Origin of the sequence: Lysinibacillus sp. FJAT-14222 (assembly GCF_001278875.1) — a bacterium.
Classification (GTDB): domain Bacteria; phylum Bacillota; class Bacilli; order Bacillales_A; family Planococcaceae; genus Lysinibacillus; species Lysinibacillus agricola.
On record NZ_LIYL01000024.1, the window covers coordinates 175,371 to 188,541 of the forward strand.

The 13,171-nt window shown below is 36.0% G+C and carries 15 protein-coding genes; 7 read left to right on the plus strand and 8 right to left on the minus strand.

Annotated elements, in window-relative coordinates; genetic code table 11:
- Positions 1 to 124 precede the first annotated feature (124 nt).
- From AN161_RS12890 to AN161_RS12895, 3 genes are all read right to left on the minus strand, one after another.
- Positions 125 to 991 (minus strand): NAD(P)-dependent oxidoreductase, encoded by an 867-nt coding sequence (locus AN161_RS12890; protein ID WP_053594763.1) that lies wholly within the window; start codon positions 989 to 991, stop codon positions 125 to 127.
- Between the two features lie 393 nt (positions 992 to 1,384).
- The gene (locus AN161_RS27560) at positions 1,385 to 1,561 is read right to left on the minus strand and encodes an aspartyl-phosphate phosphatase Spo0E family protein (RefSeq protein ID WP_075807235.1); all 177 of its coding nucleotides are present in this window, start codon (positions 1,559 to 1,561) and stop codon (positions 1,385 to 1,387) included.
- Between the two features lie 92 nt (positions 1,562 to 1,653).
- On the minus strand, positions 1,654 to 1,842 hold the full coding sequence (locus tag AN161_RS12895) for a hypothetical protein (protein WP_053594764.1): 189 nt from the start codon (positions 1,840 to 1,842) through the stop codon (positions 1,654 to 1,656).
- 124 nt (positions 1,843 to 1,966) lie between these two features.
- Here AN161_RS12895 and AN161_RS12900 point away from each other — a divergent pair, with 124 nt between their 5' ends.
- The 3 genes from AN161_RS12900 to AN161_RS12910 all read left to right on the plus strand — a co-directional run bounded on the left by AN161_RS12900 (position 1,967) and on the right by AN161_RS12910 (position 3,613).
- A complete protein-coding gene (locus tag AN161_RS12900; RefSeq protein WP_053594765.1) occupies positions 1,967 to 2,158 on the plus strand; it encodes a DUF2187 family protein in 192 nt (63 codons plus the stop codon).
- Positions 2,159 to 2,235: 77 nt separating this feature from the next.
- Positions 2,236 to 2,850: a type II CAAX endopeptidase family protein gene (locus AN161_RS12905; protein WP_053594766.1), complete on the plus strand. Its 615-nt coding sequence runs from the start codon at positions 2,236 to 2,238 to the stop codon at positions 2,848 to 2,850.
- A gap of 64 nt (positions 2,851 to 2,914) precedes the next feature.
- Positions 2,915 to 3,613: a hypothetical protein gene (locus AN161_RS12910; RefSeq protein WP_053594767.1), complete on the plus strand. Its 699-nt coding sequence runs from the start codon at positions 2,915 to 2,917 to the stop codon at positions 3,611 to 3,613.
- A gap of 317 nt (positions 3,614 to 3,930) precedes the next feature.
- Here the strand turns inward: AN161_RS12910 and AN161_RS12915 are convergent, their stop codons facing one another.
- Both AN161_RS12915 and AN161_RS12920 read right to left on the minus strand, forming a co-directional pair.
- A complete protein-coding gene (locus AN161_RS12915; RefSeq protein ID WP_053594768.1) occupies positions 3,931 to 4,377 on the minus strand; it encodes a MarR family transcriptional regulator in 447 nt (148 codons plus the stop codon).
- A gap of 122 nt (positions 4,378 to 4,499) precedes the next feature.
- On the minus strand, positions 4,500 to 5,861 hold the full coding sequence (locus AN161_RS12920; RefSeq protein WP_241774560.1) for an ATP-binding protein: 1,362 nt from the start codon (positions 5,859 to 5,861) through the stop codon (positions 4,500 to 4,502).
- Between the two features lie 315 nt (positions 5,862 to 6,176).
- On the opposite strand from AN161_RS12920, the gene AN161_RS12925 reads away from it, so the two are divergent.
- Complete coding sequence (locus AN161_RS12925; RefSeq protein WP_053594769.1) at positions 6,177 to 7,916, plus strand: B12-binding domain-containing radical SAM protein; 1,740 nt, start codon at positions 6,177 to 6,179, stop codon at positions 7,914 to 7,916.
- A gap of 925 nt (positions 7,917 to 8,841) precedes the next feature.
- On the opposite strand, the gene AN161_RS12930 is transcribed toward AN161_RS12925, so the two are convergent.
- Positions 8,842 to 10,197 carry a TrkH family potassium uptake protein gene (locus tag AN161_RS12930; protein ID WP_053594770.1) on the minus strand — a complete coding sequence of 452 codons (1,356 nt, stop codon included), beginning with the start codon at positions 10,195 to 10,197 and terminating at the stop codon, positions 8,842 to 8,844.
- Between the two features lie 161 nt (positions 10,198 to 10,358).
- Between AN161_RS12930 and AN161_RS31020 the strand changes: the two genes are divergently transcribed.
- Positions 10,359 to 10,493, plus strand: a complete 135-nt coding sequence (locus tag AN161_RS31020; RefSeq protein ID WP_277815941.1) for a hypothetical protein — start codon at positions 10,359 to 10,361, stop codon at positions 10,491 to 10,493.
- Positions 10,469 to 10,621 (plus strand): hypothetical protein, encoded by a 153-nt coding sequence (locus AN161_RS29660; RefSeq protein WP_158003022.1) that lies wholly within the window; start codon positions 10,469 to 10,471, stop codon positions 10,619 to 10,621. Before AN161_RS31020 ends, AN161_RS29660 begins: the two co-directional genes overlap by 25 nt.
- A 56-nt stretch (positions 10,622 to 10,677) precedes the next feature.
- Here the strand turns inward: AN161_RS29660 and AN161_RS12935 are convergent, their stop codons facing one another.
- Positions 10,678 to 11,445 (minus strand): TerC family protein, encoded by a 768-nt coding sequence (locus tag AN161_RS12935; RefSeq protein WP_053594771.1) that lies wholly within the window; start codon positions 11,443 to 11,445, stop codon positions 10,678 to 10,680.
- A gap of 200 nt (positions 11,446 to 11,645) precedes the next feature.
- On the opposite strand from AN161_RS12935, the gene AN161_RS31025 reads away from it, so the two are divergent.
- Positions 11,646 to 11,774 carry a hypothetical protein gene (locus AN161_RS31025; RefSeq protein WP_277815942.1) on the plus strand — a complete coding sequence of 43 codons (129 nt, stop codon included), beginning with the start codon at positions 11,646 to 11,648 and terminating at the stop codon, positions 11,772 to 11,774.
- Positions 11,775 to 12,077: 303 nt separating this feature from the next.
- Here the strand turns inward: AN161_RS31025 and AN161_RS12940 are convergent, their stop codons facing one another.
- The gene (locus AN161_RS12940) at positions 12,078 to 13,163 is read right to left on the minus strand and encodes an SDR family oxidoreductase (RefSeq protein WP_053594772.1); all 1,086 of its coding nucleotides are present in this window, start codon (positions 13,161 to 13,163) and stop codon (positions 12,078 to 12,080) included.
- Positions 13,164 to 13,171 lie beyond the last annotated feature (8 nt).

The following is a 13,171-nucleotide window of genomic DNA, read 5'->3' on the forward strand; positions in this document are numbered from 1 at the left end:
AAGAATTCATTTCCGATTCCGTGACATCCGCCAGAGGCTTTAACTTCTTTCAGCAGATGTCTTTTGTCCCGAAAGCGTAGCGACAGGTACAGGTGTTTGGACACCCGCTGAAAGAAGTTTAAATTTATTGATAAGCTTTTAAAAGTGCCTGTGTTCCGTTTTCACCATAGCCCTCTTCCATTAGCTTTTCATACATGTCATAAGCAAGTGCAAGACCTGGTAATGTAATCCCCATTTTTTTAGATTCGTCTAAAGCAATTTTCATATCCTTCACAAAATGCTTAATATAAAAACCTGGTGCATAATCTTCTTTGATCATGCGGGGTGCTAAATTACTTAACGACCAAGAACCTGCTGCACCAGACGATATGGATTGCAATACTGTTGGTAAATCAAGTCCAGCCTTTAAACCGTAAGCAAGTGACTCACACACACCAATCATTCCTGAAGCAATAACTATCTGATTACACATTTTAGCATGCTGTCCTGCACCGGCCTCACCTTGATAAACAATATTTCCACCAAAATGATTCATGACTGGTAAAACTTTATTGAATGTAGCTCGACTACCTCCAACCATAATGGATAAGGTACCATTTTGAGCACCGATATCTCCGCCAGAAACAGGTGCATCTAGCGATTCTACTCCAAGCTTTTGAGCATGGTCAAAAATTCTCTTTGCCAATGTTGGCTCTGAAGTAGTCATATCAATAACGATATTGCCGAATTCAGCTGTTTGAAATAATCCGTTGTCTCCAAAATAAACTTCCTCTACATCTGCAGGGTATCCAACCATCGTAAAGGCTATTTCCTTATTTTTAAATGCTTCTGCTGGTGAACTTGCCCAAGCTGCACCTAATGCCATAAGCGGCTCTGCTTTCTCCTTTGTACGTGTATAAACTGTTACCTCATGACCATTCTGTAATAAATGCTTGATGATGCTAGCTCCCATAACGCCTGTACCGATAAATGCAATACGCTCTTTTCCCATATGTAAAAATGCTCCTTTGCTATAAAGGCTATCGATTGATTCTCTATACCACTTTTCAGATAACCAACATTAGCACTTATTTTAACTTTCAGTGTAGTTGAATAAGTGGGATAATTCAAACTCTTCTTTGACTTGTACTAAAAACCTTATGTGCTGCATATATACGAGTAAATCAATTTTGCTTTCGCGCAGATAAACATTGTTGCTGTCGCTTTGCTTTCGTTACAAAAACATTTGCTGAATGAAGATAAAAAAAAGAGAGCAGTTGATGGGGTATCACTGCTCTAAAGGGGGAAATGAGAATGTTGCTGTGTTCATATTAAGTATTCCCCAGAAAATGCTTTTTAAACATACTATTTAAAAAGTTTATACTCTGAATACTGGAACATTCTTTCAATCTTCTTGATCTTCTTCGTCTTCAAATGCTGTCTGTCTATAATAAGTATTCATTAACTGATCTAATCTGCGACTCAGTTGAATGGTTTTCGCATTTTGTAACCCGTTTTCTACACCTGAGCGAATCATCATCTCACGAGTTTGTTCCATTTGTTTCAAGAGTAGATTGACCATTCATACAACCCTCCACACACAAATAATCATACCATTATTATACATTTATATTTCATTTCTTACAGCATTAACTTACGACAATGTTCGACAAATTAGCTTCTAGGAATTTCCTGATAAGTGTAAATCACTCGTCCATTTTGTTTGGCCTCACCTCTAACATGTTTAAATAAAGGATGTTTTACAAGTACTTCTCGAAACTCATAAAATTGTTCCTTTTCTATTTCTACACTGTTTATTTCCCCATTTTGTAATTGTTTAATCATATTTTCGTATTTTTCCATTAATTCTATTCCTTTCTTTTTATCATTTTGTGTAACAAATTATGAATTATTTAAAAAAGGCTTTACGTTTCCCTTTTTTTCATGCAAACTGTATATTATTAGTCGATGAAGGAGCTGACTGTCTGTGAAAATAGCTGAAGTTGGAAATATTATCGAGTTTAAAGATGGCTTACAAGGTATAGTCGAAAAAGTAAATGAAAATTCGGTGATCGTTGATTTAACATACATGGAGAATTTTGATTCCCTTGAAATTGAAGAGAAAACGGTCGTCAACCATAAACGTTACAAAATTTTATATACAAATGAAGCTCAATAGTCTGAATAGTCCCTATTTATCTTTATAGATGATATGGGACTTTTTTTTTGTTAAAATTAAAGCATGGAGGTCGAAATATGCTTACAAATTCGAAACAAACAATAATATTTCTCCTTTCTTTATTATTCGTTTATGGCATGCTAGCTTTTACCTTTGCTAACCAAGCTGTATTTTGGTACATGTATGCATTTACTTTACTTGTATGTATTGCCATTGCAATTCTGGCTGGTAAAATCGAAGATCAGTTACCTACCTGGCAATTTTTACTCTTTGGTATTGGATACGGTACAATAACATATGGTATTATACGCTTTGGCTATTGGCTTGCACCACACATTAATAATTCCTTAGTACAATCAGTACAAAAATTTTTAGCAAACTATGGACCACAAAATATTTGGCACTATATATTACTCGTATTCATTGTAGCCATTGGTGAAGAACTATTTTGGCGCGGCTATATTCAACAACAGCTAAAACGCTTTATGCGTCCTGCTTTTGCTGTTATTGTAACTGCGATGTTATGCGCCATCTCCATTGCTATTAGTGGCTTTATGCTGGGTATGATTGCTGCACTTGTAACAAGCCTTATTTGGGGCTTTTTATATGAATGGCGTAAAAGTATGCCACTTGTTATTGTAACCCATGTAGTTTTTGTACTATTATTATTTTTAGTGTTACCTTTAACATGATAACATTAAAATTTGGAAACATTTTATCTTTACCAACGTTTAATAAAGAAAAGGAGGGCTTTTCATGCAAAAAAGATTATTTTCTATACCTGCATTATTATTAACAGCAGTTTTAGTCGTAGGATGTAACACTTCTGATAAAACAGAGGATTCTGATGCTCAAAAAAAGGAGCCAGCAAATACAACGACTGAACAACAACAGCCATCATCTGAGGATACAGCTGTAGATGAACCGCAAGAAACGCCTACATCAAATGAAACAAATAAAGACAATACGGACACTTCAGCTAAGCCTGAACAAGAAGTTAACTATGTACAAAAAGGTGAAGACAAGACTGGAAAAGCAACAGAATCTAAAAGTGCTGAACAAGGCTATAAAATGCAACAGCTACCTGGATTTACACTTACTCAAGAAGAACCAGGTAAAGACATGTTAGTTTCTAATGAAAATTCTGAAGTATTTATGCGTATCGAAACAATTGATGCATCACAATCAAGCTATGATGATACAAAAACATCTATGCAAGATTATATGAATGCTGTTGGTGAAACAGTAGCTTTAACTTCTGAGGAACTAGCTGCATTTAAAGATGTTAAAAACATTGAGGGTTATGTTGTGAATTTTGATACAGAAAAAGAAAAAGTAATCGGCATTGTTTTTGAAAAAGATGGTTTAATTTCAAAACTAATAATTCACGATAACGACGAACTAGATTTAACAGATGCTATGCTTAAAATGGCAGCAACTATTTCTAAAAAATAATGATTCAAAAAAGACTGTAGACAAACTTGTTAGAAAGACTTGTTTGCTCTACAGTCTTTTTATTATTTTAAATGAGGCTCATCACCATAACGAGATTGATTTCCGTTCCAATTGGGCGCTTTCCTGGGGGTGTCCGATGAGCCACATGAGGCCACAAGTGTTTTTTGTGCGTAAGCGAAGCGGCAGCAACAAGTATTTTTTGTGCGTAAGCATTGTGTCTCAGCTCAACATTTGATGTAGAGCCTTTTTAATCAACAAAAGCGCGGCTACTGTTCAAAATAAAAAAAGTTGCCTCAAATGGATTGAGACAACTCTTTTTAATAAGACAAATCCTTAATAGACAGGCCTAATTTTTTTAATAAAGTGATAGCTTGATCTTTTTCTTCAACGGAAAGCACACTCATCAATTCATGTAAATGCTGCTCATGTTTTGGAAATAGTTCTCCCATAAATGCTTCACCTTTATCAGTAATATCTGCATAGGTAACACGGCGATCTGATGGACAAGAGACACGCAATAAATATCCTCTTTTTTCAAGCTTGTCAATGACATACGTAATAGACCCACTAGCTAGCAAAATTTTATTGCCAATTTGCTGTAATGGTTGTCTTCCTTTATGATAAAGAAGCTCTAATACAGCAAACTCAGTTGGGTTTAATCCATTCTCTTGAAAAAATTGATGGGTCGTTTCATTAATTGCTTTATGCGCACGTGATAATACAATGTATAATTTTAAAGATTGTTTTATATCTTCTGACGTCATATCCTTTTCCTCTCAATTCGCTCTTTATACATGCCATTATAGCGATATTAGAAAAGCGTTGTCAAAAGCAATATTTGATTTTGTGCCTTTCGCGGTGGTTTATGCAACCATTAGTACTCTCTTTATGTTACTAAATAAGCAGAATCCTTCGCGGATACATCCATTGTATCCATCTGATTAAATGTGTAAATTGGGAATTGTAAGTGGAAGCATGTCCCCTTCTGTAATTCACTATTCACACCTATTACACCTTCATGCTCTTCAATCACCTTTTTCACGAAAGCAAGGCCTAGTCCTGTCCCTGTTGATTTCGTCGTGTAAAAAGGTTGGAATAAGTTTTGAAGGGTAGCGCTGTCCATGCCGACACCTTCGTCTTTAATCATTAGTTCTACACTCGCACAATCAATAACATTTATTTCTACTGTGATGGTTCCACCACTTTTCATGGATTCCATCGCATTTTTAATAAGATTCATGAATACTTGCTTTAAACGATTCTCATTGCCACCAATATATACTTGCGTAGAAGCAGAAATATATTGAATCATAATATTTTTCATAAGTGCATCTGGTAACATAAACTCAATCACTTGCTTCACAATGTTGTCTAGCTCTAATAATTCTACCTTCATGCTTGTTGGCTTGGACAATACTAAAAGCTCGGATAAAATTTGTTCCATCCGTTGGAGTTCACTATCAATGACCGATAAATACATGCTTGATTCCTCATCAGCATTTAGCTTTAATAACTCAGTAAAGCCCTTTAAAGAAGTTAATGGATTACGAATTTCATGGGCAATACTCGCGGCCATTTGACCAACAACATTTAAAGCTTGTTGATGCTCAACTTTATGTTGAAGTTGTTTCTTTTCTGTTTCATCATTAATGACTGTGACAATAATATTGTTATATTCATCAAAGACACTCGAAATTTCATAATAACAAGTTCTGCTAACTTGAGTTTCATCAACTACATGAATACTTGCATGCTTTTCACCCATCAGTTTAGAAAGGTATGTTGTAATTTGACCTTTCTTCAACGAAAATGTATCAAATATGTGTTGATGTGCTTTATGAAGAAGCTGTGATTTTTCAATTTTCAAATACATTTCAGCATACTTATTTAGCCCAAGAATTATCCCGCTAGCGTCACTTACAATAACAGCGTAAGGTAAGTTATCATAAGCATTGAAAGATTGTGATCTCTCCTGCTCTTGGCTAACATATAATTCATGAGCTATGTCATTATTTAACGTTGAAATTTGCGCAACAATTTCTTCAGTGTTTGGATCATAAAAACATTTGAAGGACATCATTTCAAACTCATTACCAGTTGTTCTAATATTGAAGATTTCCTCTGATCTCAAATCACTTTGTAATTGTTTGACGAACTTCGCCCAGTTTAAATTTGATGGCTCGTCCATAGCTAAGTAGCCAATATACGTTAAATTAAGGTTAAAAAGTTTAATAGCAGCCTCATTCACGTTCAAAATTTTCCCTGCTTTATTAAGAATAAGTGTTGGTGACGAAGTACTTTTCATAAGATTTCCAAAACATTGATTAATATCATTTTGCTTCAACTTTCTCACCTAACCTTTCAAAAGAGTAAAAAACCTCTTAATCGAATTTTGAGCCTTACTATACTTTATGACTGTACGATTCTATTATTACAAAATTTAGTAAATTTAAGTATTTAAAATTATTTCACGAACTGTTCACAAAATAAATAGGTAAAAAGGATTATATTGTATGACAGCTACTTGACTGTTACAATTAGAAATTGAAAGGAAGATTATTAAATGAATACTATTTTAACTACTTTAAACGCAAAGTATATTCACACAAATTTAGCATTGCGTTATTTAAAAGGTGCTGCTCTACCGGAGTTTAATCCAGTCATTGCAGAATATACAATTAAAGATCCCGCTTTTAATATTGTATCAGATTTGTTTCAAAAAAAACCTGATATTGTAGGATTTAGTTGCTATATTTGGAATATTGAAGAAACGATTCACGTTATCAAGATGTTAAAAACTGTCTGTCCAAATGTTAAAATTTTGCTCGGGGGACCTGAAGTTTCTTACGATACCCATCATTGGTTACGGAGAATTGAAGAGGTTGATTTCATTATTATGGGCGAAGGAGAAACTTCCTTTAAACAATTGCTCCGCTATTTGCATGGAGAAATTGCATTAGAGGATGTTCCAGGGATTTGCTACTTAGAGGATGGTAAAGTGCGAATTCACGCACAACCACCAAAAGTAGATTTACGTGAATTGCCAAGTCCATTTCGCTTTGATGAGGATCTCCCACATCTAAGCAAACGAATTCAATATATCGAAACAAGTCGAGGCTGTCCATTTAGCTGTCAATTTTGTTTATCTTCTATTGAAGTAGGTGTTCGATATTTTAACCGAGAAAAAATAAAAGAAGATATTCGATTCTTGATGGACAATGGTGCACGTATTATTAAATTTGTTGACCGTACATTTAATATAAGCCGCAGCTATGCTATGGAAATGTTCCAATTTTTAATCGATGAACATAAGCCAGGGGTTGTATTCCAATTTGAAATTACCGCAGATATTATGCGTCCTGAGGTTATCCAGTTTTTAAATGATAACGCACCACAAGGTCTTTTTCGTTTTGAAATCGGTGTTCAGTCGACGAATGATTTAACAAATACTCTTGTGAAACGCCGCCAAAACTTTGAAAAACTAACGCGTACAGTGACGATGGTCAAAGAAGGTGGAAAGATTGATCAGCATTTAGATTTAATCGCTGGTTTACCAGAGGAAGATTATGCAAGCTTCCGCCAAACCTTTAATGATGTTTTCGCCATGCGACCAGAAGAATTACAGCTTGGCTTCCTTAAACTTCTGCGCGGTACAGGCCTTCGTCTAGAGGCTGAAAAATTCGGCTATACTTATGTGGACTTAGCTCCTTACGAAATTTTCTCAAACAATGTCTTAACATTTGATGATATTGTACGCATTAAACATGCAGAGGATGTACTTGAGAAATACTGGAATGATCACCGTATGGATCATACGATTGAATACTTAGTAACTGAAGTGTTTGAAACGCCATTTGATTTCTTCCAAAATTTCGGTACGTATTGGGAAACAAAGGGTTGGTCACGTATCGGTCATCAGCTTGAGGATTTATTCCGTCGTTTATTAATGTTTTTAGAAACTGTAGAGGGTGCTAATTTAAATGTTATTCAAAGCTTAATGCAGCTGGATTATTTAAAGGCTCAGCAGTTCCAGCCACGTAAATTATGGTGGAAGGAGCGCCCTACAGAGGAGCAACAAAAAACACTTTATAATGCTTTACGTGAAAACCCTACAATTGCAGGTGAGGAATTCGCAAGCTTCAATCTATCTGAAAAAGAGTTGTTTAAACATACGCTCATTATTCCGCATCACATAGATTACCAAAATTTCTCAAATGGCAAAATTGTACAAAAAAATGCCTATCTTTTAACTTACTTCCGTCTCGGTCAAGCACCATACTTTGCAACAATCCACTCTGTATAATAAGAAACGCTAGTCCATTAATAAATATTGGATTAGCGTTTTTTTACATTCATAAAGAACTCTTAAATTTATCAGTAATCTAAAATGAATCCAAATAATTACATTTCAAATGTACCTATTTTAAGTAAAACCGATAGCTTTCTTATGGTCATCAGATGTTAGTAGAGGTATTACAATTATCCTAAAAAAGTTTAGTACGAAATTCTCAGGTCACTAATGCCTTTGCATTGTAAATATTACCCACTCAACAGTCATTATATTCAGGAAAAACAATTTTAAATTTTTTGACAATTATATGACGAAGTCACTTATATGCTGATTTTATACATTATTTTCTTTGTAAATGACAAATTGTAATAGTAAGTATATCAAAAAAAATCGAACTTTGGTGAAGTAAAAGAAGCTGTTCAAGATAAGTTATGAGCTACTTAATCGTCAAGAATAGATTGCCAATGAGAGGCCCAATCATGCTCGATAGTTCAAGTGATCCACCAAAAATAAACGATAACACAAAAAAAACGCTGCAAAAGATTTCCTCTTATGCAGCCGCTCTTCATTTTTCCTATATCTTTTTTTGCACGAATTTCCTTACACGTATCAGACACCATAACTGTATCTTCAGCAAGATTTAATAAGTAAACCGACCAGGTCAAATAAATCGAGTACCTGGTCTTTTTTGGTTGGTTTACCTAGCATACATGACTAAACCATTCTCAACAAACACTGAACAACGTTGTTGAATTGTGATATACAATCCTAGTGCCAGTCCGTAGTCATCACACCACTTTGTGTCACAGCTAACACCTACTTGCACATTACATCTATAAATTTGAAGATTATCTCAAAAGGTAACCTTTAAGAGAACAAAAAGGGGCAATTCAAGAATAGACTTCCATAAAAGCCTTTATATCAATGGTTTAGTGCTTTACCCAATAATTACACGTTCCTTTGGATAGTGATAATTAGATTTTTTACCTCTACCGCCACCACCTAGAGTGTAAAGGAAGGAAATTAATCCGACACGACCAATAAACATTAAAATCATAACGATAATTTTACCAATTACCGATAAGTCAGAGGTGATCCCTAAAGACATCCCACACGTTCCGAACGCTGATGTAATTTCAAAAATAATTTGAATCAGTGACGCATGTGGCTCAGTAATGAGTAAAATAATTGTCGCTACTAATACCATAAAGAATGCCAATAAGATAACAACAAACGAGCGGAATACATCAATTAAATGTATTTCACGTCCGAATACTTGAATATCCTCTCTTCCTCGTGAGAAGGTAATTAGGAATAGAATGGCCATTGCAAACGTTGTTGTACGTATCCCACCACCAACTGAACTCGGTGAGGCGCCAATAAACATTAAAAAACTCATAAAAATATCTGTTGCTTCACTAAAGGTTGTTACATCATACGTCGTAAGTCCAGCTGATCGTGTTGAAACAGAATGGAACATTGCAGAAAACAGAGCCTCATGCCAAGGCATTCCCTTAAAGGAATGGAATGATTCAAGCAGTAAAATAACGACAGCCCCTACTGCAAATAAAATTGCATATGTGGAAGTTGTTATTTTAGTAAATAAACTAAAGCGGAAATTTGCATGGCGATTAAGTAAAAAGGTTTTCACTTCAATTAAAACTGGGAAGCCTATCGCGCCAAGCACAATTAGCACCATTGTTATCGCTTGAACAAAGTAATCGTTATGAAACGGTAGTAAACTCATACCAGTAATATCAAAGCCCCCATTTGTAGTAGCTGAAACGGAGGCAAAGACACCATGAATCAAGGCTTCTTCCAAAGTATCGAAGTAATTGGTAAAGTGCAACGTTAAAATAAATGCCCCCATCACTTCAATGCCAATTAAGATTTTCAATATTTCTCGAATTAATTGAACAACCCCTGACAAATTGTATTGGTTATGGTCAATCATAATCAATTGACGCTCACGCATACCAATTTTTTTCCCAACAAGTAACCAAACAAAGGTACCTAGTGACATTATACCAATTGCCCCAAGCTGTAAAATGACAAGGACCATCACGAGCCCAAATGTTGTATAGCTCTCAGATATATTAAATGTTGTTAAACCTGTTACACTAACTGCACTAACTGCAGTAAACAAGCTATCTAATAATGAAACTTTCACACCTTCTTGGTGAACGCCAGGTAGCCGTAGTAACAGGAAGGAAATCGCTATAGCTATAAAATAATAAGAAACAAGTACCTGAAAAGGGGTTACAAGTCTATTTGATGATTTTTTCCAGGGCACTTTAACAACTCCTTCCTCACATGATGCCAAACTCGATAGATATTAGTATAGAAAAAATATATAAAAAAAGAAAGAGGAATAGATACGACTATTCCTCATCAATGATGCCTCGGCATAATTACGTCCGGATTCGACTTTGTGCTTAGGCCTGCAGATGTTTTTTGTGCGAAAGCGAAGCGGCAGCAACAGGGTTTTGTCTGTGCGAAAGCAAAGCGGCAGCAACAGGGTTTTGTCTGTGCGAAAGCAAAGCGGCAGCAACAGGGTTTTGTCTGTGCGAAAGCGCAGTGCTAACGTAGCGGCAGCAACAGGGTTTTGTCTGTGCGAAAGCGAAGCGGCAGCAACAACAGGATGCAGGTCAGTTAGCCGTTATCGCTGCGATGATTTTAGGCTAACATCCTTTAAGAACTCCTTTCCGATTCCGTGACATCCGCCGGAGGCATTAACTAATTTCAGCGCATGTTTACTGAAATTAGTTAATGCTTATTGAGCTTCTTGATTTTTATGACGAACACCTACTAGATACCCTACTAGTGCGATAGCCACTAACACAACCCAGAAAGTTAACTCCCATGCAGTAGAATGTGGAAACTCTACAGGTAAAATGCCCACTTTCTCATGTGACAAAGTTAACACAACAAGCTTCACTCCTACCCAACCTACAATTAAAAACGCAGCGGTTTCAAGTGAGGGGTAGTCATTTAATATTTTTACAAACCATTGTGCCGCAAATCGCATCATAATGACTCCGATAAACCCTCCAAGTAACATGACACTAAATTGCCCACCATTAATGCCACCAATATCAAAGTCCCCTAACTTCGGTAAAGTTACAGCAATGGCAACTGCAGCAAGCATAGAATCGATAGCAAATGCAATATCCGCGGCCTCCACCTTAAGCACTGTCATCCAAAAACCAGTGCCCTTTTTCTTAGCTTTATCGTTCGCCACTTCTTCCGAATCCTCTTTATGACGCAAATCATATATATTTTTGGCAGACATGAATAATAAATAAGCTGCTCCCAATGCTTGAATTTGCCAATAATTCACTAATATTGTAATGACAAAGAGTGCCGAGAATCGGAAAATTAACGCGCCAAATAATCCATAAAATAATGCCTTTTTTTGTTGCTCTTGTGGTAAATGCCTCACCATCACAGCCATCACAACCGCATTATCTGCTGCTAATAACCCTTCTAATACTATAAGTACAATAAGTACCCAACCATATTGTAATAAAATTGATTCCATTCAAGTGCCTCCTCTAAAGCTCTGTATACCCAAAATAGTCATTACTATACGAGTACAAAAGAAAAGACCCCTGCCCCTATTAAAAGGCAAAGGTCTCGCTAAGCAAATAAATACCTGACTTTTATATCAGTACCGTTCTATTACTAGTAGATCAATTATGCCTCGGCTAATTGCGTCTGGAGGCTAACTTCTTTCAGCAGATGTTTTTTGTAGCGAAAGCGAAGCGTCAGCTACAGATGTTTTTTGTAGCGAAAGCGAAGCGTCAGCTACAGATGTTTTTTGTAGCGAAAGCGAAGCGTCAGCTACAGATGTTTGCTGAAAGAAGTTAAATACCGCTAGCATAGAGTTATTCGCCTATCACACCCGATGGTAAAAACCATGTCATGACGAATGTGAATCCAGATACATCGCTCGTATCTGTTAGCTACTCCCCTTTGACAAAACGTCGAAGGTTTTTCTTCTGAAAACTTATTATAGCACTATCATATATGAGTGGCAAAATTATCTACCCCTACTATTAACCCTCAATAACTTCTGTCTGATGTCTACCGCTAATTGAATAGTGACAACTTGTTTGTTTGCTAGATGGGCCATAAACGCACGATTGCTCCAACTCTCAATCAGTGTACTATTTACCTTATCTGAATTTGATAGCTTTTATCTTCTTTATGTGCTAAATAAAAATCAATCATTCTAGGCATAGTCTGTATAAAATCGGGGCATGTAATACCACCCTTTTTCAAAATAGCAACTGCTTCTGATGTATCGAACTTAGCATTCCAAGTTAAGTAGTCTAAAGATTCTTGCTCAACACCTAGACTTTTTCGGATAAGTGGCACTTGTAAAGATATTCTAGCCAGTGTTAACGGTAATCGTCCCTTAGGATAATGGCTAGTTAATAATTTTACCATCGTACGGTACACTTCCTGCACAGGATGCGGATTTGGGTCCGTTAGATGCAACGTTTTCCCTTCAGCACATTTTTCATCAACTAGATAAGTCGAGGCGTTTATAATATAATCCACGGGTACCACATTTATTATTGATTTCGATTGACCGATATACGGAATAAAAGGAAGACATTTTAATTTATCCACCATATTTAAAAAGAAATAAGGCCCATCGAATTTAATTGTCTCCCCTGATTCAGAATGACCACGCACTATGCCTGGTCGAATAATTGTCAGTGGTATCTCTGATTTTAAATCCTCTACTCGATGTTCAGCTTCAAATTTTGTTTCCTCATAATAGTTTTTAAATGCAGGCGGGCGAATTAGTTCGTTTTCACACAAAACACCTTCACGTATACCTGCCACATACGCCGTACTAAAGTACATATAGCGTCTTAAGTTCGGAAGTGTTCGAACAAAATCATTGACCATAGTCGTACCATGCACATTTACCTTCCACGCTATATCGCGTGGTACTGCTAAATCATAAATTGCAGCTAAATGCCAGAGCACCTCAATTTGAGGTACAATTTCCTGTATAGCTTGGTTTTCTATGCCAAGATTCGGTAATGTAATATCTCCCTCTACAATACGAATAGAAGCGTTAGGAAACTCCGTTAATATATTAGCTCTTTCTATATTTGCTTTTACTAATTCACCAGCTAAAACAATAGCGATTACTTCCTGTGATTGATTTTTTCGAAATAGCTCTCGTATTAATTGACTTGAAATAAACCCAGGAAAACCTGTAAAAAAATGAACCCCCATCTCTCATC